This is a genomic window from Streptomyces sp. NPDC002935 (assembly GCF_040611295.1).
GTDB lineage: Bacteria > Actinomycetota > Actinomycetes > Streptomycetales > Streptomycetaceae > Streptomyces.
Map to the genome: position 1 here is coordinate 224670 of NZ_JBEXNW010000001.1, position 21794 is coordinate 246463.

General features: G+C 66.2%; 17 protein-coding genes and 4 pseudogenes. 12 read left to right on the forward strand and 9 right to left on the reverse strand.

Annotation, left to right across the window (positions count from 1 at the left end; all coding sequences use genetic code 11):
• The first annotated feature begins 7 nt into the window (after nucleotides 1-7).
• From ABZX90_RS00955 to metG, 5 genes are all read left to right on the forward strand, one after another.
• Entirely contained in the window at nucleotides 8-811 is an 804-nt protein-coding gene (locus ABZX90_RS00955) for an ABC transporter permease (RefSeq protein WP_351121334.1), read from the forward strand.
• A 136-nt stretch (nucleotides 812-947) separates the two neighbouring features.
• Entirely contained in the window at nucleotides 948-1664 is a 717-nt protein-coding gene (locus tag ABZX90_RS00960; RefSeq protein ID WP_351121332.1) for a phytanoyl-CoA dioxygenase family protein, read from the forward strand.
• 36 nt (nucleotides 1665-1700) lie between these two features.
• Complete coding sequence (locus ABZX90_RS00965; RefSeq protein ID WP_351121330.1) at nucleotides 1701-2843, forward strand: GNAT family N-acetyltransferase; 1143 nt, start codon at nucleotides 1701-1703, stop codon at nucleotides 2841-2843.
• 44 nt (nucleotides 2844-2887) lie between these two features.
• Nucleotides 2888-4159 carry an ATP-grasp domain-containing protein gene (locus ABZX90_RS00970; RefSeq protein ID WP_355200618.1) on the forward strand — a complete coding sequence of 424 codons (1272 nt, stop codon included), beginning with the start codon at nucleotides 2888-2890 and terminating at the stop codon, nucleotides 4157-4159.
• Nucleotides 4160-4294: 135 nt separating this feature from the next.
• A complete protein-coding gene (gene metG, locus ABZX90_RS00975; protein WP_355200620.1) occupies nucleotides 4295-5911 on the forward strand; it encodes a methionine--tRNA ligase in 1617 nt (538 codons plus the stop codon).
• 81 nt (nucleotides 5912-5992) lie between these two features.
• Here the strand turns inward: metG and ABZX90_RS00980 are convergent, their stop codons facing one another.
• The 3 genes from ABZX90_RS00980 to ABZX90_RS00990 form a co-directional block, all read right to left on the reverse strand.
• Nucleotides 5993-7006, reverse strand: coding sequence for a winged helix-turn-helix transcriptional regulator (locus tag ABZX90_RS00980; RefSeq protein WP_351121324.1), 1014 nt, complete (start codon nucleotides 7004-7006; stop codon nucleotides 5993-5995).
• Nucleotides 7007-7040: 34 nt separating this feature from the next.
• Nucleotides 7041-7217 (reverse strand): hypothetical protein, encoded by a 177-nt coding sequence (locus ABZX90_RS00985; protein ID WP_351121322.1) that lies wholly within the window; start codon nucleotides 7215-7217, stop codon nucleotides 7041-7043.
• Nucleotides 7218-7381: 164 nt separating this feature from the next.
• Complete coding sequence (locus tag ABZX90_RS00990) at nucleotides 7382-7687, reverse strand: hypothetical protein (RefSeq protein ID WP_351121320.1); 306 nt, start codon at nucleotides 7685-7687, stop codon at nucleotides 7382-7384.
• A gap of 116 nt (nucleotides 7688-7803) precedes the next feature.
• Here ABZX90_RS00990 and ABZX90_RS00995 point away from each other — a divergent pair, with 116 nt between their 5' ends.
• The 4 genes and pseudogenes from ABZX90_RS00995 (at nucleotide 7804) to ABZX90_RS01010 (ending at nucleotide 10602) form a co-directional block, all read left to right on the forward strand.
• A complete protein-coding gene (locus tag ABZX90_RS00995; protein ID WP_351121318.1) occupies nucleotides 7804-8883 on the forward strand; it encodes a helix-turn-helix transcriptional regulator in 1080 nt (359 codons plus the stop codon).
• A gap of 234 nt (nucleotides 8884-9117) precedes the next feature.
• On the forward strand, nucleotides 9118-9933 hold the full coding sequence (locus ABZX90_RS01000) for a phytanoyl-CoA dioxygenase family protein (RefSeq protein ID WP_351121316.1): 816 nt from the start codon (nucleotides 9118-9120) through the stop codon (nucleotides 9931-9933).
• 76 nt (nucleotides 9934-10009) lie between these two features.
• Nucleotides 10010-10147, forward strand: a pseudogene (locus ABZX90_RS01005) (site-specific integrase); the annotation flags it as partial.
• A gap of 155 nt (nucleotides 10148-10302) precedes the next feature.
• A complete protein-coding gene (locus ABZX90_RS01010; protein WP_351121709.1) occupies nucleotides 10303-10602 on the forward strand; it encodes a transposase family protein in 300 nt (99 codons plus the stop codon).
• Here the strand turns inward: ABZX90_RS01010 and ABZX90_RS01015 are convergent.
• The 6 genes and pseudogenes from ABZX90_RS01015 to ABZX90_RS01040 all read right to left on the reverse strand — a co-directional run.
• Nucleotides 10590-11712, reverse strand: a pseudogene (locus tag ABZX90_RS01015) (NF041680 family putative transposase); the annotation flags it as partial. The gene ABZX90_RS01010 and the pseudogene ABZX90_RS01015 sit on opposite strands and share 13 nt — an antisense overlap.
• A gap of 42 nt (nucleotides 11713-11754) precedes the next feature.
• Nucleotides 11755-12219, reverse strand: a pseudogene (locus ABZX90_RS01020) (restriction endonuclease); the annotation flags it as partial.
• Nucleotides 12220-12630: 411 nt separating this feature from the next.
• A pseudogene (locus ABZX90_RS01025) lies at nucleotides 12631-12747 on the reverse strand (hypothetical protein); the annotation flags it as partial.
• A 504-nt stretch (nucleotides 12748-13251) separates the two neighbouring features.
• Complete coding sequence (locus ABZX90_RS01030; protein ID WP_351121314.1) at nucleotides 13252-14781, reverse strand: UDP-N-acetylglucosamine 1-carboxyvinyltransferase; 1530 nt, start codon at nucleotides 14779-14781, stop codon at nucleotides 13252-13254.
• 228 nt (nucleotides 14782-15009) lie between these two features.
• A complete protein-coding gene (locus tag ABZX90_RS01035) occupies nucleotides 15010-15204 on the reverse strand; it encodes a DUF4236 domain-containing protein (protein WP_266763518.1) in 195 nt (64 codons plus the stop codon).
• Between the two features lie 347 nt (nucleotides 15205-15551).
• Nucleotides 15552-16139 (reverse strand): PepSY domain-containing protein, encoded by a 588-nt coding sequence (locus ABZX90_RS01040; protein WP_355200624.1) that lies wholly within the window; start codon nucleotides 16137-16139, stop codon nucleotides 15552-15554.
• A 136-nt stretch (nucleotides 16140-16275) separates the two neighbouring features.
• Here ABZX90_RS01040 and ABZX90_RS01045 point away from each other — a divergent pair, with 136 nt between their 5' ends.
• The 3 genes from ABZX90_RS01045 to acnA all read left to right on the forward strand — a co-directional run bounded on the left by ABZX90_RS01045 (nucleotide 16276) and on the right by acnA (nucleotide 21565).
• Nucleotides 16276-16953, forward strand: coding sequence for a response regulator transcription factor (locus tag ABZX90_RS01045; RefSeq protein WP_351121310.1), 678 nt, complete (start codon nucleotides 16276-16278; stop codon nucleotides 16951-16953).
• Nucleotides 16954-16987: 34 nt separating this feature from the next.
• A complete protein-coding gene (locus tag ABZX90_RS01050; RefSeq protein ID WP_355200626.1) occupies nucleotides 16988-18397 on the forward strand; it encodes an ATP-binding protein in 1410 nt (469 codons plus the stop codon).
• Between the two features lie 453 nt (nucleotides 18398-18850).
• Complete coding sequence (gene acnA, locus ABZX90_RS01055; protein ID WP_351121307.1) at nucleotides 18851-21565, forward strand: aconitate hydratase AcnA; 2715 nt, start codon at nucleotides 18851-18853, stop codon at nucleotides 21563-21565.
• Nucleotides 21566-21794: the final 229 nt, after the last annotated feature.

Consider the following 21794-nt stretch of genomic DNA (forward strand, 5'->3'; position numbering starts at 1 on the left):
TCCCACGTTGCGTGCGTTCATCAATTCCGTCCGTCTGCTGGTAATCGGCGGGGCCATCTCCTACCGGGCGTTGTTCGTAGGCGCGACGCCGTCGATGTTCGTCGGCACACTGCTGGCCGGTCCGCTGCTGCAGCTGCTCTTCTTCGTCTACCTGGGGCGCCAGCTGGGAGTGGCCGACGACACTTTCTACCTTCTGGGCAACGCTGTACTCGCTGTCTCCAACGCCTGTGTCCTCGGAGGCACCATGGCGGTGGCGAACGAGCGACGCTACGGAACTCTGGGAGTCGTGCTGCTGAGCCCGCGCAGCCGAGTCCTCCTCTGGATCGGGCGTGCCCTGCCCTACGCCGCCAACGGTCTGTTCGTCACCGTCTTCGTACTCACCGGCGGAGCGCTGCTGCTGGGACTGAGTATCCCGCTGGGCGCCGTTCCCGGCCTCTTGCTCGCATTGACGTCCGCCGCCCTGTCGGGCTCGGCATTCGGCCTGGTCCTGGGGGCCCTCGGGCTTCGCTTCCGAGACGTGTTCATTGTGTCGAACGTCGCTGCTGCGGTGCTCTTGTTGGTCACGGGCGCCAACATTCCTCGCGATGTCCTGCCGGCCTGGATGGTCATCGTGGGCGATGTGCTTCCTCTCACGCACGCGGCCGCCGCGGCACGCGCCTTCGTCACCGACACAGGCTTGGGGAAGGCCGAGGGCCTGCGGGAGGTCGCTGCGGAGTGCGCGGTCGCGCTCGGCCATCTTCTGATCGCGGTATTGCTACTGCGCTACTTCGAACGCGAGAGCCGTGCTCGCGCCACGCTGGACACGATGTAGAAATCCCTGGAAAAGAAAGAAGAAATAAGGTGATCCCATGATTATCGGTGACCTGACTTCTGGGCGTGTCGGTATTTCCGCCCTGACGGTGGATTGCGAGAGTCAAGACCTTGTCCAAGAGGTCACGAAAAGGGTCATGGAATTCGGCGTGGCCGTGGTGCCGGGCTGGCTGGCCGGGGATGAGCTGAGCGACCTCCAGGACGAATTCGAGGGTGCCTTCGCCGCCGCCAAGGGTACTGAGCTGGAGACCCTGACACCCGAGGGCAAGGACATATCCCAGCGCTACGGCCAGAGCCGCACCGGGCTGCACCTCAAGTACAACCACGGGGACGAACTCAAGCAGGCCCTACCCCGGACCCACGAGATATTCACCCAGGAGTGGATGGCCTCCGTGGCGTCCTCTTATCTGGGCCTGCCGTGCACTCTCAACCGGCACCTCATCCTGACGGACGATTTCAAGCCGGACAAGGAGATCACGTGGTACCACTTCGACGAGATCGGCGCGCTCAAATTCTTGGTGTACCTGGATGACGTGGATCGCGACAACGGTCCCTTCCAGGCGATCCCCGGCACTACTTCGGCGACCAGTCGCCTCCGGGAGAGCGAGTGGTTGACGTTCGACGACTTCAGGAAGATCCGGATCGACGTCTTCAACCAGCACTCCGAGGAGCTCTTCCACACGCTCTACGGACAGTACAAGTCCTTCCTCCTTTCCCGTGCCCTCACCTTCCAGGCGCCCGCCGGTTCGCTGCTCGTCTTCGACACCGACACCATCCATCGGGCCGGCCCTCTAGCCGAGGGCCGACGGCGCCGGGTCGTCCGCGGCAGCTCCTACCGGGGGTACTGGCCGTGATCCGTAGGGTTCACAAGAGGGCCGGGTGACGAGACGATGCGCACCTCCTCCTCGATCGCCGATCTGTCACCCCTGTGGTCGGCTGCCACGCAGCGGGCGGCCTCGTTGTTCTGTACGCCACAGTGGTTGGAATGCAATGAACCGACGGACACCAGCGGCCTGCACTACGCCGTCACCTCCGACAATGACGGTGCGTTGGCAGTGCGGCGTCTGGAACGCGGCGGGTTCCCGGCAAACGACCCGCTTGCCTTCCTCGGCGCCGAACCTCCCGCCGATTCCGTCGACCGGCAACGGGTATCGACGCTCCTTGGCGCTGTACGACCCCTTCTGGCCGACCTGGCGCCCACGGCTGCGGCGATCCTTCCCGGCGCCTATGCGCCTGGGATCGTCGCCTCAGACACTGCACCGGTCGTCTCGTCCCTGATCGATGAACTGGAGAGGACGGCGGAGCGCTGGGGCTGTCCGACGAGTGCCGTCATGCATGTCCCAGCATCCGCCTGCCGGCTGCGCGAGACGCTTGAGGGGCGGGGCTACGTCGGCGTCACTTCGCTGGCCCAGTCAGTGCTGCCCGTACAAGGAGACTCGTTCGACGACTTCCTCACCCGGCTTCCCAGAAAGCGCCGGACGAACGTGCGCCGGGAGCGGCGCACGTTCGCCGAGAGCGACATGGCGGTGAGACGAGCCGACATCGGGGAGTTCTCGACGGAGCATGCGGCGCTGCACGCCCGGCAGTTGCGTCGCTACGGCCATGACATGAACGCCGATCAGCTGGTCGAGCTGATTCGGCGCAGTGCCCGGTTCTTCGGGGACTGGGCGGTGTTCCTGGTCGCAGAACGCGGACAGCGTGTCGAGGCATTCAGCCTCAGCTATGCGTTCGGAGGCCAGCTGCACCCCAAGATGTCCGGATTCTCGGAGTACGCGGACAAGTACTTCGCCTACTTCAATCTGAACTACTACGAGCTCATCGAGGTCGCGCAGGCGGCGGGATTCCGGGAACTGGTGCTCGGCCCGGGCACGTACGAGGCCAAGTTGTACCGAGGCTGCGTTGTCGAACCACGCACGACATACGTACGGGTGACACATCCCGGCGCTGGACAGATCGTCTCCGAACTGGCCGGCATCGCCGACCGGACCGGCAGAGCCGCCCTGGACCGGATCATCTCAACGGCCGCTTGCTGAGGCCGGGCCGTCCATTCCACCCCCTGCAGAAGGTGAAGAACTCCATGCCCACTACACGGCGCACTGTGGTCTTCGTCGGGTTCTCCGGCGACTGGACCCGCTTCCTCGGTCGGATGGACCCGGACGAGCTCATCATCTTCATCGAGGAACCCGACGTTGTCCGCAAGCGCAAGGTACGCGACCAGCTCGCCTCCCTCGACTGCACCTGGCAGCTGATTGAGTGGGAGCACCAGCGCCCCGGGAGCGCGGATGCGTTCCTCGCGGAGTTCGGCGACCTGCGTGCCGTGGCGGTGGTACCGGCGCTGGAGTACGCCGTGCCGTTCGCTGCCCGGCTCGCCGAACGCTACGGATTGCCGGGAGCGGGGCTGGGAGCGGCGCTTGTCCTTCGGGACAAGAGCGCACTCCGAAGGGTGTCGGCGGCGGCCGGCGTTGCCAACCCGGTGTCATGGGAGGTTCGCACCCTCGACGAGGTGCGGAGCTTCGTCACGGAACACGGTCTGCCGGCCATCCTCAAGCCCGCCGACCTCCAGGCATCCATAGGCACCTACGTTCTGACCTCCGAGTCCGAAATACCCGCCGCATGGGAGCAGGTCCAGGACCATTCGGACGGCAGTGACTTCCTGCCCGATCGGCCGACTCCGTCACGCATGCTGATGGAGACTTTCGTCAGCGGAACCGAGTTCAGCGTGGAGCTGTTGGTGAGCGACGGGGAGTGCCTGTTCGGCAATGTTACGGGGAAGCAGCTCTTTCCCGGCCCGTATCCTGTGGAATCCGGGCATACCGTCCCCGCGGACATTCCCGGCGACACCTGCGCCCGGCTCCTTCTCGACACTCAACGGCTGGTCGACGCGCTGGGTTTCCGCACGGGGTTCATCCACGCAGAGTGGATCGTGTCGGACGGTGTCCCCCACCTCGTGGAGGCCGCGGGTCGGCTGGCGGGCGACATGATCATGCCGTTGATCAACCACGCGTACGAGACGGACATGATCGCCGCCTTCCTCGACGTGATGCGAGGTGCTCCGGTCTCGGTTCCGCTGCCGAACCAGCCCCGGTTGCGCACTGCGGTTCAGTTCGTCGCCGTGGACGCGGGGGTCATCGAGGAAGTCGCCGGTGTCGAGGAGGCCCGTGCGGTCGACGGTGTGATGGAAGCGTTCATTTTCGCCGCGCAGGGGGATGAGGTGCGCGAGCTGCGCAACTCCTTCAACCGCGTGGCCTTCGCCTCAGCGGCCGCGGCCACTACCGGCGAGGCAGTGGACGCCGTACAGGCAGCGACGGATCGCATGGTCATCAAGACCGTGCCTGTGAAAACAGTGTGAGACGCGAGGTCGGACTACGGGGGAGGAGATTTCGTCGCGCGCCTCGCGGGCGCTTCTCGTTCGTGTCCAACAGTACGGCGCCGCAAGGCTGTTCGGCGGAGTGGGGGAGGAACGGTACGACTAGGCTTGTCCGTCATGAAGTCCAATGGATCCGAGCCTGCCGGGGCGAAGGCGTTCTACGTCACCACCCCCATTTATTACGTCAACGACGCTCCTCACCTGGGTCACGCCTATACAACCGTCGCAGGTGACGTGCTGGCCCGCTGGCACCGTCAGCGCGGCGAGCAGGTGTGGTATCTCACTGGCACGGACGAGCACGGTCAGAAGATCATGCGCACCGCGAACGCGAACGGGGTCTCCCCGCAGGAATGGTGCGACAGACTCGTGGAGGGGGCTTGGAAGCCGCTCTGGGAGCACCTCGAGATCGCGAACGACGACTTCATCCGCACGACGCAGAAGCGGCACACGGACCGCGTCCAGGAGTTCGTCCAGGATCTCTACGACAAGGGGGAGATCTACCAGGGCGGCTACGAAGGCCCGTACTGCGTGGGTTGCGAGGAGTACAAGCTTCCCGGTGACCTGATCGACGGCCAGGGCGAGTACGGGGGGCAGAAGGTCTGCCCGATCCACAAGAAGCCGGTAGAGATCCTCAAGGAGGAGAACTACTTCTTCAAGCTGAGCGAGTACGGGGACAAGCTGCTCGCCCACTACGAGGCCAATCCCGGCTTCATCCAGCCCGAGTCCGCGCGCAACGAGGTGGTGAACTTCGTCCGCCAGGGCCTGCAGGACCTGTCGATCTCCCGGTCGACCTTCGACTGGGGCATCCCGATTCCCTGGGACGACAAGCACGTCATCTACGTCTGGGTCGACGCGCTGCTCAACTACGCCACGGCGGTCGGCTACAACGAGAACCCGGAGAAGTTCGAGTCGACGTTCCCGGCTGACGTCCACCTGGTCGGCAAGGACATCCTCCGCTTCCACGCAATCATCTGGCCTGCGATGCTGATGGCCAACGGTTTGCCGCTGCCCGGCAAGATCGCCGCGAACGGCTGGTTGATGGTCGGCGGCGAGAAGATGAGCAAATCGAACTTGACGGGCATCAAGCCCCAGGATCTGACCTCACACTTCGGCGTCGATGCGTACCGCTGGTACTTCCTGCGCGCCATCGCCTTCGGCCAGGATGGCTCCTTCTCCTGGGAGGACTTCACGGCCCGCTACACGAGCGAGCTGGCGAACGACTACGGCAACCTTGCGTCCCGCGTGGCTGCCATGGTCGGCAAGTACTTCGAAGGCTCCCTGCCGGAAGCATCGACGGCGGGCGAGGCCGAGAAGGCGGTTCAGAACGGTCTGGCCACGACGGTCGCCGAGGCCGACCGGAGGATCGGCGAGGAGCTGGACTTCCAGGGCGGCATCCTGACGATCTTCGACTTCATCAAGCAGGTCAACGGCTACATCACGGAGCAGGAGCCGTGGAAAGTCGCCAAGGACACCTCCAAGGAGGGTCAGGCACGCCTGGCGACGATCCTGTACACCGCTGCGGAGTCGCTCCGGGCGGTCGCGGTGCTCCTGCACCCGATCATGCCGGACACCTCCGAGAAGCTCTGGGACTCCCTGGGGGCCGAGACGTCCCTGGGTGCCCTCGCCGATCAGACAGTCCAGGAGACTGGAACTTGGGGCAGGCTGCCCGCCGGCTCCACGGTCACGAAGGGCGCGGTCCTCTTCCCCCGCCTGGAGGAGCCGGCAAAGGCGTGAGACCGGTTGGGTGTCCGCCGTCGTTCAACGGCGGACACCCGCGTACGAAGACACCCCGTGTGCAGGTACTGCATGCCCCGTTTACACGCCACCGCTGAGGTCGCGTAGCTCCTCTGCCAGGAGTTGCCAGCTACGCGAGTAGCCTTGCGCAAGTTTTGCCATGGCAGTCATGCAATGCGGGGGCAAGCTGGCAGCGATGCTCTCCCTGTTCCTGGCAAATGCGGCGCTGGCATCGAGCAGGCGGAGCATGGACCGTCCGACATCGTTCAGACGCAGGGAAGGGTCTCGTCGCAGCATCTCCAGAACGGTCCCGAGTTCGGCGACAGGAACGCTGCCTGACGGGGAAGGAGACGCCGCCGGCCGGCGCGCTGGGCGCCGCTGCTCGGACGGGCGCCGCAGGGGGAGACCTTCGTGCAAGGTCGGGCTCTCTCCGCGCGCCAGACGGTCTCGCACGTCGGCGACGGTGGTGGGGGAGATTCCGACTTCCTTTGCTATCTGCCGCAGTGAGCTCGTTGGGTTCTGCATGAGGAACTCGGCTGCCAGCATGCGTCCCTGTGAGGCGTCCAGCGGGCGCGTGCGACCGTCACGACCCACTCGTTTGCCTCCCATCGCGTCGCTGAAGAGGTCGCGACGGATGTCCGCGGCCTTCTTCGGTGACAGGCCGGCTATTGATGCGACTGACCTGTCGGACCAGTCCGGATGACGCGTGAGAATGCGCAACGCTGCCGTCGTACGCTCTTCGAGTGAAAGCGGCAGACCGTGGGCGACGTTCAGGGCCACGGCCAGCAACTGGCTGTCTTCTGCACTGCCTTCGAAGTAGCGAACGTCAATGTGCGTCCGCCCCCGCATCTGTGCGGCTAGAAGACGGTGGATTCCATCAATCACCGTCATCGAGTCGTGGTGCACGAGGATGGGTGGCAAAGGCCCGTCGAACTCGGCGAGTGTGCGCGTGTAGTCAGGGCTTTCGATGGTGCTGCGCGGTGACCCGGCGATCGTGAGCTCCTGCAGCGCTACGGTCTCGACCGGGGCCATCTGCAGCTTGTCGCGGAGCCTGAGCAGGTAGTCGGAGTCGTACTGTGTGGATGACGCTGTCATGGCAGACCCTCGAAGTCGGCTCGGATCCGGCTTCCTACTGCCATCCCGAGTCGCTGTTCGGGGAAGCCGAGGGGCCGACGGTCTGCCATCCCGAGTCCGCCTCGATCGATCGCGGGGGCATCGGTGCGGAGACGCTGAGCAGGCTCGCCCCGCTGACGCCGAGCACCCCTGCGACGGCCACCGCTGCTCCCAGAAGCTTGATGCGACGCATCTCTGTCTCTCCCCAAGGCATTTGATTTCACTGACGGGGCCGGCCGGTGACTGAAGTCTTGCGGTCCGTCAGCGGAGGAGAGAAGAGGATCCCGGGCGAGCAAAGCGGCCATGGCCGCCTGAGGACAGACCTGGTGCCGGTGATCTCGTTCGCCGGTATGCCGCCTATCCGTCGAAAACCATGATGAGAGGTACCTCGGCGCAGACCAAATCCCAGTTATCAAGCCATGGTTCAGAGACCACGGCATGCCGCCAAACCTGCCGCGCGGACGTCTCTGCCTGATCCAACGTGGCCTCCCGAATGTAGAGACCGATGACGGGGTGGGGCCGAGCCAAAGGATGGACGACCACGTGCACGACCCCAGGGTGCGTCGTGCTGCCGGCGATCGCTGCCGCGCTGAGCGTGGGCAGGAGCATGTCGGGGTCACGGGGTGCGAGGTGAATATGGACTAGATAGGTCATTTTGGCCATCAGGGATATGGGAGGCGACTGGCAGAAATTTGGCAGATTCGTGAAAATTTGCACGTCTGGTGAGCTCTAAATAGCTCCTAAAATAATTTCTGCTAGGAGTGGACAATTCTCTCTTTGTGGAGCAGATCGCCCAAAGTCGCTTGGATATGCTCGCCGTAGCAGCTGATGGCGAGTGGAGCGAAGCGTCCGGGGGAGTCATGCTCAATCGACTAGGAATTAATTCAGCCGCAGAAGCGGTGTATCGAGTCATGCTGGCTCACCCGCAGGAGGATGCCGTTGATTGGGCAGCCCGCCTGGACATGCCTGAGTCGGCTCTACGTGACGCGCTTGACCAACTGAGCAAGCGCGCGCTCGTTCGCCCTTCGGTAGAGGGCCAGAGCCGGGTGCGCGCAGTCAATCCCCTGCTCGGACTGGAGGCATTGCTGGCGCGACAACAAGCCGAACTGGCGGCGCAACAGCAAAGGGTCGAGGCGAGTAGAGCCACCATTGCGGAGGCGATCGCCAGGTACGGGCAGGAATATGCCGTCGGCTCTGGCGGCGGTATGCAGTACATCGAAGGCGTCGATGCCATCAGGGAGCATCTTGAATTACTCAACAGAAAAGTCCGGGATGAGTTCTTGACGTTCGCGCCTGGGGGAGCCCAGACCGCCGCCAACATGGTTGCATCCCGCCCGCTCAATCGTCGACTGCTCGAACGGGGGGTCAGGATGAGAACGGTCTACCTCGACAGTATCCGACGTGATCCGCCGACCCTGGCGCACGCGGAGTGGCTCGAAAGCCTAGGTGCGCAGATCCGTACGGCTCCCACGTTGCCCAATCGCGTCATCATCATCGATCGGCGGACTGCCCTGGTCGCAGCGGATAGCGGGAACACGGGAACCGGAGCCGTTGCCATCGAGAATTCCGGGACGGTTACCCTTATGTGCGCGCTCTTCGAAAGCGTATGGCAGTCGGCGGAACCGTTGGGCGTTCGCCCGAGGCCGGGTCCCGACGGGCTCACGAAACAGCAGGGCGAGGTTTTGCGCTTGATGGCGCGAGGGAGCACCGACGAGGCGATAGCGAAAAGCCTCGGCATTTCGGCACGCACGGTGCGCAGGATCGCTGCCGGACTCCTCGATCACCTCGAGGCGCGGAGTCGCTTCCAGGCCGGTGCCCATGCTGTTCAACGTGGGTATCTCCCCGCCGTGCCGGAGTGACGGGGTTTCCGTCGTTCAACTGCTCATGGTGTGCGGTTGGACGGTAGTCAGCCGTCGATCAGGGCTGGTTCAGAACTCTCCCATTCACTTGCTGGAAGCATGGTTGTCTGTCAGCATCAGCCCTGGGGGACTGGAAACCTCTTTCCGGATTCTTCATTCAATTTCTCATTTGAAATATCTGAGAAAGCTTGCCTCGCTGCAGCGAGGGAATGGCGTCTTCACTGAGGCGAGGATATGATCATCGGAGAACGCTCTTCTGGGCGCGTCGGTATCTCGGACCTGACAATCGGTGGTGCGAGTGACGACTTGGCAGAGGAAATCGTCGGAATGGTAAACAGTTTCGGTGTAGCCTTTGTGCCGGGATGGCTTACGGGTGGTGCGCTGGCCTCGCTGCAGGAAGAGTTCGACAAAGCCTTTGCCGCTGTAGCAGGTCATGAAATCGAGCCGCTCACATCCACCGGAAAGGATATATCCAAACGCTACGGTCAAACACGTACTGGCCTGCATCTTAAATATCATCACGGAGAAGACCTGGGGAAGGTGCTTCCCCGGGCGTGCGAGATCTTCACGCAGGAGTGGATGGCATGCGTCACGGCTCTCTATCTCGGCAAGCCCTGCACATTGAACCGACATCTCGTTCTCTGCGATGACTTCAAACCGAATGATGAGATTATGCCATATCATTACGATGAGATGGGCACGCTCAAATTTCTCGTCTATTTGGACGACGTCGACAGAGAGAACGGCGCATTTCACGCGATTCCCGGAACCACGCAGAGCACCCGCCGACTGAGGGAGAGTGACTGGCTGAGGTTGGACGATGTCGAGAAGATTCGGGTCGATGTCTTCGACTCGCTTTCCCAGGATACTTTCTATGCGGTCTACGGGCAGCGCAAGTCATTCCTTCTTTCCCGTGCCATTGCATTTGAGGCACCCGCAGGATCTCTGCTCGTCTTTGACACCGACACCGTTCATCGAGCTGGCACCCTCGTTGAAGGAAGGAGACGCAGAGTCGTCCGGAGCAGTTCTTACCGGGGCTACTGGCCGTGACCCATCGCAACGAGTTCGCGCGCCATCCTCGCCACCGAGCCCCTGGCCGAGGCGGAACAGCGGCCGCGGGGTCTGCGGTCTGAAGAACCGGCCTGCTGACGACGTCAGGCGGGTGCCCACCCCGCCTCACCTCGTCGCCGAGCTCCGCGAACACCTGGCCACCTTCGGCGCGGCGGACGACGGGCGACTCGTCTTCGACAAGAAGGGTTCGGTTCAGGGGCATTGCGTGATTGGGATTGGTCCGGTTCGCCCGTCTCGCGGGTGACGTGGCGTCATGTCCGTTGTGCGGCAAAGGAGCCCCGGAGAGCAGAGCAGGCACGGTGCTGGTGATCATGTGGTTGTCGAGACCCATGAGAACCGAGCGAGACCGTGCCTGCCCGAACATCATCGCCCATCCCTTCCGCGCTGGAGCAACTGGGCTCCCAGACTGATTCCCTCACCTCAAGCGATGTCGCTGACCTGCGGCGTTTCCTGATCCTGGTCACCGATCCCCGCGATGCGCGGGGACTGCGGTATCCGGCGGTCGCGTTGCTGTGCGCGGCCGTCTCGGCCGTGCTGACCGGGGCCCGCTCGCTCATCGCGATCAGCGAATGGATCACGGATGCCCCGCAGTATGCGCTGGGTGTCCTTGGCTTCGCGGCCGATCCACTCACCGGTCCGACGTCGTAGGGGGCCCGGTGTTTGTTCTTGGCGCCGGGTGGCCGTCCGGGGCCGGTTCCTCGGGGTTTGGGAACACGGGTCGGGCAGGCGAGGTGAACGCGGATGTTCCGAAACCCTCGGCGGACCCGGGCCGGGGTGAGCCGGTCGGAGGTGGCGGGTTTCTCCCAGGGCCGGCGGAGGTCTGCAGCGAGGGGCCGCGCAAGTCGGAGCTGAGTGTGGGCGACGATCAGGATCCAGGTCCAACAATCCGCGGTGTCGGGAGTGCGGAGTTTCGGGGTGGTCCAGCCCAGGGTCTGTTTCGCGAAGCGGAAGGTGTACTCCAGGTCGAAGCGGCGGAGAAATGCCTGCCAGAAACGGTCCACGTCGTCAGGGGTGGCGCTGGTTCTGGAGGACCATAACCACACCGGCGGGGCACCCCGGTCCGTCGACAGGTGCTGGACCTTCAGCCGAATCAACGCGCCCTCGACCAGGGGCAGTTCGCCGTCGTGGTCGGGCCAGGAGGAGCGGTGGGTGAGCCTGGGGTGCACCCGGTCCCACGCGTGGGTTTCGGCCTTGCCGTAGTTGCTGGTGTCAGTGATCGCGGGCTCGGGCCAGGTCTCCGGCTTGGTGAAACGGAATTCCGGGCCGTGCTTGGGCGGCCGGCCGTTGACGCCGTGCATCCTCGGCGGCTTCGGCAGGCGCATGACGCGGTCGGAGCGGACCCTGCCGACCATCTCGACCGGCAGGTCGCGCAAAACCCAGGCCAGACGGGTGACGTCGTAGCCGGCGTCGCTGACGATCACGATGGCCGGGTCCCCGGCTTGCCACTGGCCTGCGGCGACGAACCGTTCAACCACTCCTCGGAGCTGGGCGGCGGTGACCGCGGTCGCATCGTCCGCCGGGCCGAGCCGAACCGTGTCCAAGAATCGCGGTCCAAGAGATGGCACCCGGCTCCACCACGGCCACGAAGGAGTAGGGCCAGCCCGGAATGAACTGCGATGCTGTCTTCGCGCGGCCGTAGACGTGGCAAAACAGCCGCTCTGCTGAACATGGCGCATCCGAGCGGAGCCATGGTGACACGTCGACCGCCAGGACCAGGCGCCCGCCCTCGAAACGCGGCAGCGGCAGCCCGGCCAGCACCGTCTGGAACGTCGCCCCGCCAATGAAGGCTTGGCGCAACCTGTCGCGGCCGATGAGCTTGATGCGGGTGTGCCTGCTGGCGAAGTCGATGGCTGGCTGCGTGAAGCCACCGTTCGTGACAACGTAGGCGGAATCTGCGCCGTGCTCTTCGAAGGCCGTGCCGTTGACCTCGTAGGGCGTCGGCGCCCCCACGTTCCTCCCGACCGTGGTGTGTTTGCACTGCACCGCGATTCGATGGCGATTCTCCTGACCGTCCTCCTCCCATAGTTCGTCGTAGATCAGGTCCACCGCCGCATCGCCTGGGCCTCCGCCTTTCCGGATCTCGTCGTGTACGTCGCGGTACAGCAGATACGCGGTGAAGGTCTCAAAGCTCCACCGGCCCACGGGTGGTAGCTGGTCGACGATCTCGAACTTCGTACCGTAAGTCCGGTAGACCGCCTCCCACTTCTCCGGGGTCTTGCAATCCTCGGGGAGCGCGATTCCCCGCTCCCAGTACCGCTGGCGCATCTCCGACTACGTCCCCGACCACTGCTTCCCCTCATGCTCGCTGCACTTCAGGGGGAGCGTACCGATGGGGTCTGACAGGACATCTGCTGCTTCCGGGGCCAGCGGAGCAGGAGCGAGCCACATGCAGATCGGTGCCCGGGGATACGGAGGCTCTGTCTCGTAATGCGTAGGTCTCGCTACCTGGCGTGTACCCACTGCACTCGTACCCAGGCGGCCTCAAGATCGCCGGGTCGGTCCTGAAGTCGGCCCGTACCCAACCGCAATCGGCGAAGTGCCTCGGGGGACATCCCGGGGACTTTTCGCGGACTTTCAAGCCTGTCCCAGGGACGTTCCGGGGACTTTCCCCCGCGTAAGCAGGGAAGGCCCTGACAGCGCTGAAAGACACAAACGCGCTGGTCAGAGCCTGTTACCTCAACACTCGATGATGTTCACCGCGAGCCCGCCCCGGGCCGTCTCCTTGTACTTGACGGACATGTCCGCGCAGGTGTCCTTCATGGTCTTGATGACCTTGCTGGCCTCGACGTACGCGTCCGCTCTCCCATTCCGTTGGCAGGCCCGACGACGGCAGCACGCGTTTCACTGCTCGTCTCGTCGCGCTCCCGGGCAGGGGTGTCGCGGATGCTGTCGGCGGGCGCCTCGGTCAGCAGGTCGCCGACCCGGACGTGGGGGGCAGCCGGATGATCGAAGGAGCGCCGGTGCGCGTGGAGGTCCGGGCTGGAACTGGCCGTAGCGGTGTAGTGCGATTGATGCGCGTGCGCGGCGAGGACTGAACTCCGGATCTCAGAAACGCCAGTGGCGCCGTCGGTGCGGACATTGCGAGGCCCTTTGGCGAGCACTCTCCGTGAAGACTGACGGATACTCAGATATCTCTGAAGCATCGTCACCAATTTAAGATCATCTTGCACGCGCGTTGCCCAAGGTGATGAAAAACAGCGATGATCAATGGAGGATCCCGCACGTGTGTAACAGCAGGTCAGCAGGCATTTAGGAGTGTTGTGCCCCTCATCTCCTAGGGGCACGACACTCCGTCGATCAGATGTCCCGGAAGATCTCGATCTGCGCGCCGATCGAGTTCAGACGCTCGGCGAGGTCCTCGTAGCCGCGGTTGATGACGTACACGTTCCGCAGCACCGAGGTGCCGTCGGCCGCCATCATCGCGAGCAGGACGACCACGGCGGGCCGCAGCGCGGGCGGGCACATCATCTCGGCGGCGCGCCAGCGGGTCGGGCCCTCGACGAGGACCCGGTGCGGGTCGAGGAGCTGGAGCCGGCCGCCGAGGCGGTTGAGGTCCGTCAGGTAGATCGCCCGGTTGTCGTAGACCCAGTCGTGGATCAGCGTCTTGCCCTGCGCGGAGGCCGCGATGGCAGCGAAGAACGGGACGTTGTCGATGTTCAGGCCAGGGAACGGCATCGGGTGGATCTTGTCGATGGGCGCCTCCAGCTTGGAGGGCCGGACGGTCAGGTCCACCAGCCGCGTACGGCCGTTGTCCGCGAAGTACTCGGGCGTGCGGTCGTGGTCGAGGCCCATCTCCTCCAGAACCGCGAGCTCGATCTCCAGGAACTCGATCGGCACCCGGCGGACCGTCAGCTCCGACTCGGTGACCACGGCGGCGGCGAGCAGGCTCATCGCCTCGACCGGGTCCTCGGAGGGCGAGTAGTCCACGTCGACGTCGATGTTCGGCACGCCGTGCACGGTGAGCGTGGTCGTGCCGATGCCCTCGACCCGTACGCCCAGGGCCTCCAGGAAGAAGCACAGGTCCTGGACCATGTAGTTGGAGGACGCGTTGCGGATGACCGTGACGCCGTCGTGGCGGGCGGCGGCGAGCAGCGCGTTCTCGGTGACCGTGTCCCCGCGCTCGGTCAGCACGATCGGCCGTCCGGGCGTGACCGACCTGTCGACCCGGGCGTGGTAGAGCCCCTCGGTCGCGGCGATGTCGAGGCCGAACCGGCGCAGCGCGATCATGTGCGGCTCGATGGTCCGGGTGCCCAGGTCGCAACCGCCCGCGTACGGCAGCTTGAAGGCGTCCAGGCGGTGCAGCAGCGGGCCGAGGAACATGATGATGGACCGCGTGCGGATGGCGGCCTCGGCGTCGATCGACGCCATGTCCAGCTCACTCGGCGGCACGATCTCCAGGTCGACCCCGTCGTTGATCCACCGGGTGCGGACACCGATCGAACCGAGGACCTCCAGAAGGCGGTACACCTCTTCGATCCGGGCCACCCGGCGCAGCACGGTGCGCCCCTTGTTCAGGAGCGTCGCGCACAGCAGTGCGACACAGGCGTTCTTGCTGGTCTTGACGTCGATCGAGCCGGACAGACGACGCCCGCCGACGACGCGTAGATGCATCGGACCCGCATAGCCGAGAGAGACGATCTCGCTGTCCAGGGCCTCACCGATTCGGGCGATCATCTCAAGGCTGATGTTTTGGTTGCCGCGCTCGATGCGATTGACGGCGCTCTGACTGGTGCCGAGCGCCTCGGCAAGCTGCGACTGTGTCCAGCCCCGGTGTTGCCGGGCGTCACGGATGAGCTTGCCGATACGTACGAGGTAGTCGTCTGCCATGGCGCGACCGTATATCGGATGTGAGATAAAGAAAAATGGAGCGCGGCCTTCCGAGTGGCCGGGTCCACCGGGCAGCGTTCGAGGGGGAGTTCGGGTGCCCCGGGCCGGCACGGCGGCGACGCTCGCGGCGTGCCGAGGGGGCCGCCGGTCGGCGTCGCCGCCGATGAGTGCCGTGAAGAAGTGCTTCCGTGACGGTTCGTCGGGTATGGTCCTTTTGTTGCTCTTGGGTCATTTTGCCTTGCGGGTCGTCTTGCGCCAGCCGAACGGCCCCGGCAGGTCCATCGACGTCGTCCTGCGTCCGGTGCTGCTGTGCGTGCGCTTCGGCCCGTTCTTTCCGCCCGAGGTGATGGACCATGACTTGCGGTTGATGTTGAGCCGCAGTCCCGGAAGGATGCGGAAGCTCTTGCGGAAGGTGAGCGGCATGAGTGCCCCCCTTGCGTCGGTTGCGCCGGGGCGTTCCCGGCCAACACCGGGTACCCCGTAACGGCTCCGATGTGCCTGTCCTCGGCTTCGGGCGCCAACTTTCGCCCTGAGGGGACGAGTTGGCGCTCCGGGGCGGCGTCGGATTCCGTCCTTGGGGGCTTGGGGGCTTGGGGGCTTGGGGGCTTGGGGGCTTGGGGCCCAGGCGGGGCCAGGAGAGCGTGAGACGAGCATCGAACCGTCCGGGTTGTCCTGCGTCCGTACAGCGCACCGCGGACCGTCGAAGGGCCGAAGCCGCAGGTCGCGTCAGCTCCCCCGAAGAGCCGCGCCCTTCAGAAGAGCCGCGCTCTTCAGTGTCCGGCGATCCGGGCGGCGGACGCGACGGTGTTGCCGGTCACGGCGCCGGTCGCACCGTCGAGGGTCACCAGGTGTCGGACGCCGTCGGTGCCCAGCACCTCGACCTCCCAGCCGCTTCCACCGCCCTGCTGCACCACCACGCGCAGCGCGTCCGGCTTGCCACCGGGGACCGCCTTGCCGGCCGCCTCGATCGCCTTGGCAGCCGACACCGCCGGTACCGGCGCGGGTGCGAGACCGCTGTCACCGTTCTCGCTGTCCTGACCGTCCTCGGTGTTCTGACGCGTCCTGGACTCGTCGTTCTTGAAGCCGCTCTCGCCTCGGCCCTCTCCGCGGGTGCGACGCTCGCCGCCGTCGCCGCCCTTCCAGCCGGGCACTGCCTCGATGTGCATGTGGTCGCCGTTTTCGCCGCGGTCGTGGTCGGCGACCACGGCGGCGCCGGCCACGGCTCCGCCCAGCAGGACGGCCCCGACGCCGAGTGCCAGCCAGCGGCTCCGCCCCAGCTGAGGCAGGCGCGGGAGGCGCTTCCCGGACGACTTGGTCGGCGTGGACTCGGACTGCTCCGGCGGGACGGGCTGGGACATGCTGGGGCTCCTGATCGCCTCGGCCGGCCCGATGCCGGCTCCTGCGGTCAGCTTGTAGCACCGTTGCTGAAGCCAGGCTGAAGGCAGCTGAAGGCGTCTTCAGCCACCGCCCGGGCGGCATGCGAGGCTGTACTCCGTGCGCGTACTGGTGGTCGAGGACGAGAGGCGGCTCGCCGCCGCCCTGCAGCGAGGCCTCACGGCCGAGGGATTCACCGTCGATGTCGCCCACGACGGGAACCAGGGGCTGTGGCTCGCCCTGGAGCAGAGCTATGACGTGATCGTGCTCGACATCATGCTGCCCGGCCTCAACGGCTACCGGGTCTGCGCCAGGCTGCGCGCGGTCGGGAGCGAGACGCCGATCCTGATGCTCACCGCCAAGGACGGCGAGTACGACGAGGCCGAGGCGCTGGACACCGGTGCCGACGACTTCCTGTCCAAGCCGTTCTCCTACGTCGTCCTGGTCGCCCGGCTCCGCGCACTCCACCGCCGCACCGGCCGTCGGCTCCCTCCGACCCTGGAGCTCGGCGACCTGGTGATCGACCCGGCCCGCCGAACGTGCAGCCGCGGCGGCAACGAGATACGGCTCACCACGCGGGAGTTCGCCATCCTGGAGTACCTCGCGAGGCGCGCGGGCGAAGTGGTGACGAAGCGCGAGATCCTCCAACACGTCTGGGACTCCGCCTTCGAGGCGGACCTCAATCTCGTCGAGGTCCACGTCAGCGCCGTCCGCCGCAAGATCGACGCCCCGTTCGGCCGGTCCGCCCTGGAGACCGTCCGAGGTGCCGGATACCGGCTGGCGGTCAACGGTGGCTAGGCGATTCTTCCCCCGTCCCGACGAGATCCTGGGCTTGACCAGGCGCCTGCGCCCCACCGTGGTGAGGCTCGCGCGACGCCTGTGGCCGGGATCGGTGCGAGCCCGGGCGACGCTCGGGGCGACCGCGGTCGTCGCCCTCGCCCTGACCGCGGCCTCCTTCGCGCTCCTGGGCACCCTGCACGCCAACCTCCAGCGCAGCGCCAAGGAGGCCGCCACCGAGCAGGCGGACACGGTGGGGCGGCTGGCCGCCCAGGGCAGGCTCCCGGACCTGCTGCCCGTCGCCCCGGGTGCCGACTTCATCCAGGTCGTGGACGCAGACGGCCGCGTCGTGGCCGCCAGCCAGAACCTCACCGGCCGTCCGCCCATCGGCCATCTCCGCCCGGACGAGGGCGCGTTGCGCGCCACCTGGTCCGGCGAGCCGTTCCACGACGAACACCGCCAGCGGATCGTCGCCGTCACCGCCACAACCCCCGGCAGCAGCACGGTCACCGTGTACGCGGGCACCTCACTGCGGGACGCGGACCAGGCGGACGAGATCACCTCCGTCGCTCTGGGCATCGGCGCCCCGCTGTTGCTGGCCACAGTCGCCCTGGTCACCTGGTGGGTGACCGGCCGGGCGCTGCGTCCGGTGGAAGCCATCCGGTCCGAGGTCGCCGAGATCACCGGGCACGCTCTGCACCGCCGAGTCCCGGTCCCGGACTCTCGGGACGAAGTCGCCCGCCTCGCCCGCACCATGAACGTCACCCTCGACCGCCTGGAGGACGCGGTCGTCCGCCAGCGCCGTTTCATCGCCGACGCCTCGCACGAACTGCGCAGCCCCATCACCGTCCTGCGGACCCAGCTGGAGGTCGCCCTCGCCCACCCGGACCCGGAGCTGTGGCCGGACCTGGTCAGCGAGGTCCTGGAGGACACCATTCGGCTCCAGGACCTTGCGGCCGACCTGCTGTTCCTGGCCCGGCTGGACGCGGCCGAGCCCGTCGAGAGCGGTCCGCTGGACCTGGCCGATCTGTGCCGGACGACCCTCGCCGCACGCCACGGCGACCGGATCCGGATCGACGCCAGGCTGGAAGAAGGCGTCACCATCGAGGGCAACCGCAGCCGGCTCACCAGACTCCTCACCAACCTGCTCGACAACGCCCAGCGCCATGCCGGCCAGCACATCGAGCTGGCCGTGCACACCGACCGGGCCGCTCACACGGCCGTGCTGGAGGTGAGCGACGACGGACCCGGCATTCCGGATGCCGACCGCGACCGCATCTTCGAGCGCTTCACGCGCCTCGACGACGCCCGCAGCCGTGACCTCGGCGGTGCGGGCCTCGGCCTGGCCATCGCCCGTGACATCGCGGGCCACCACCACGGCACCCTCACCGCCGAGCCCCACCCGCACGGCGCCCGTATCGTCACCCGTCTCCCGCTCTCACCCCAGGCCCCTGAAGTGCCGTAGCACCGCCGCGGTGTGCGGGAACGGCGAGCGCTTCTTGACGGCCGGCGCGGTATCGGTGGACCGCTTCGGTCCACCCGGGTGCCGCACCACCACGCCCGCCAGGTCGGCCGTGATCGGCAGGTTCCCGGGACCGCGCGGGGTTGTGGCCGACGCGGGGGCATCGTGCCGCGACCGGACAGCAACCCCGATCGGACAAGTGGCGCCGATGGGGCAAGTAACTCCGATCGGACAAGCGACACCGGCCGGACATGAGGGCGCCCGGACATGACCTGCCCGCCCCCATGCATTAGAGTTATCTCGACATCGAGATATCTGCCGAGGCGTACCGCAGTCGCACTGCGTCGTCCATCTGATGGTAAGGGCTACCTAACTTAGCCTTACCTTAGCGGATCGGCCATGACGTCGTGGCGGCAGGATGCGGTGGGAACGCGCACATCAATGAAGGAGACTGTCGTGTCGGCGAACAGCTTCGACGCCCGCAGCACGCTGCAGGTGGGCGACGAGTCGTACGAGATCTTCCGGCTGGACAAGGTGGAAGGCTCGGCTCGCCTTCCGTACAGCCTGAAGGTGCTGCTGGAGAACCTGCTCCGGACCGAGGACGGCGCGAACATCACCGCCGACCACATCCGGTCCATCGGCAACTGGGACTCCCAGGCGCAGCCGAGCCAGGAGATCCAGTTCACGCCCGCCCGCGTGATCATGCAGGACTTCACCGGCGTGCCTTGCGTCGTCGACCTCGCCACCATGCGTGAGGCCGTCAAGGAGCTCGGCGGCGACCCGGCCAAGGTCAACCCGCTCTCCCCGGCCGAGCTGGTCATCGACCACTCCGTCATCGCCGACAAGTTCGGCACCAGCGACGCGTTCGCGCAGAACGTCGAGCTGGAGTACGGCCGCAACAAGGAGCGCTACCAGTTCCTGCGCTGGGGCCAGACCGCGTTCGACGACTTCAAGGTCGTCCCGCCGGGCACCGGCATCGTCCACCAGGTGAACATCGAGCACCTGGCGCGCACGGTCATGGTTCGCAACGGCCAGGCGTACCCCGACACCCTGGTCGGCACCGACTCGCACACCACGATGGTCAACGGCCTGGGCGTCCTCGGCTGGGGCGTCGGCGGCATCGAGGCCGAGGCCGCGATGCTCGGCCAGCCGGTCTCCATGCTCATCCCGCGTGTCGTCGGCTTCAAACTGACCGGTGAGCTCACCCCGGGCACGACCGCCACCGACCTGGTGCTCACGATCACCGAGATGCTGCGCAAGCACGGCGTCGTCGGCAAGTTCGTCGAGTTCTACGGCGAGGGCGTCGCCGCCACCTCGCTGGCCAACCGCGCCACCATCGGCAACATGTCGCCGGAGTTCGGCTCCACCGCCGCGATCTTCCCGATCGACGGCGAGACCATCAAGTACCTCAAGCTCACCGGCCGCTCCGAGCAGCAGCTCGCGCTCGTCGAGGCGTACGCCAAGGAGCAGGGCCTCTGGCTCGACCCGGCCGCCGAGCCCGACTTCTCCGAGAAGCTGGAGCTCGACCTCTCCACGGTCGTCCCCTCGATCGCCGGCCCGAAGCGCCCGCAGGACCGCATCGTCCTCGCGAACGCCGCCGTGCAGTTCACGAGCGACGTGCGCAACTACGTCGCCGACGACGACGAGGCGGGCAAGGAGTCCTTCCCGGCCTCCGACTCCCCGGCCTCCGCCAACGGCGTGCCGACCAACCCGGTCACGGTCACGGCCCCCGACGGCTCGACCTACGAGATCGACCACGGTGCGGTGACGGTCGCGGCCATCACCTCCTGCACCAACACCTCGAACCCGTACGTCATGGTCGCCGCCGCGCTCGTCGCGAAGAAGGCCGTGGAGAAGGGCCTGACCCGCAAGCCGTGGGTCAAGACCACCCTCGCCCCGGGCTCCAAGGTCGTCACCGACTACTTCGACAAGGCGGGGCTCACCCCCTACCTCGACAAGGTCGGCTTCAACCTCGTCGGCTACGGCTGCACCACCTGCATCGGCAACTCCGGCCCGCTGCCGGAGGAGGTCTCCAAGGCCGTCAACGACCACGACCTCGCCGTCACCTCGGTCCTCTCCGGCAACCGGAACTTCGAGGGCCGCATCAACCCCGACGTCAAGATGAACTACCTGGCCTCCCCGCCGCTGGTCGTCGCCTACGCCCTCGCGGGCTCCATGAAGGTGGACATCACCCGCGACGCGCTCGGCACCGACACCGAGGGCAAGCCGGTCTTCCTGGCCGACATCTGGCCCTCCGAGGCCGAGGTCAACGACGTCGTGGCGAACGCCATCGGCGAGGACATGTTCAACAAGTCCTACCAGGACGTCTTCGCGGGCGACGCCCAGTGGCAGGCGCTGCCGATCCCCGAGGGCAACACCTTCGAGTGGGACCCGCAGTCGACGTACGTCCGCAAGCCCCCTTACTTCGAGGGCATGACGATGGAGACCACCCCGGTCTCGGACATCGCCGGCGCACGCGTCCTCGCCAAGCTCGGCGACTCGGTCACCACCGACCACATCTCCCCGGCCGGTGCCATCAAGGCCGACACCCCCGGAGGCAAGTACCTCACGGAGCACGGTGTCGAGCGTCGTGACTTCAACAGCTACGGCTCGCGCCGCGGCAACCACGAGGTCATGATCCGCGGTACGTTCGCCAACATCCGCCTGCGCAACCAGATCGCGCCGGGCACCGAGGGCGGCTACACCCGCGACTTCACGAAGGAAGGCGCCCCCGTCTCCTTCATCTACGACGCCTCGCGCAACTACATCGAGCAGGGCATCCCGCTGGTCATCCTGGCGGGCAAGGAGTACGGCTCCGGCTCGTCCCGCGACTGGGCCGCCAAGGGCACCGCGCTCCTCGGCGTCAAGGCCGTCATCGCCGAGTCGTACGAGCGCATCCACCGCTCGAACCTCATCGGCATGGGTGTCCTGCCGCTCCAGTTCCCGGAGGGCGCCACGGCCGAGTCCCTCGGTCTGACCGGCGAGGAGACCTTCTCCTTCACCGGCGTCGAGGAGCTCAACAACGGCACCACCCCGCGCACGGTGAAGGTCACCACCGACACCGGCGTCGAGTTCGACGCGGTCGTCCGCATCGACACCCCCGGCGAGGCGGACTACTACCGCAACGGCGGCATCATGCAGTACGTGCTGCGCAACCTGATCCGCAACTAAGCGGTCCGGTAACGCAGTTGTAGGGCAGATGTAAGACAGCTCGCAGGCAGTCGAGGGCCGCATCCCCGGTGACGGGGGTGCGGCCCTTCGCCGTCGCCCCCCGAAGTCGCTTTCAGGACATCGGCGGTGCTCAGGCTTGCTCCAACTCCACTCCAACTCGTGAACGCGAACGGCTCACGGGCCCGTCCGCGGAACCGGGGCGCGACCTCCAACGGGTGCCCGCGATGCG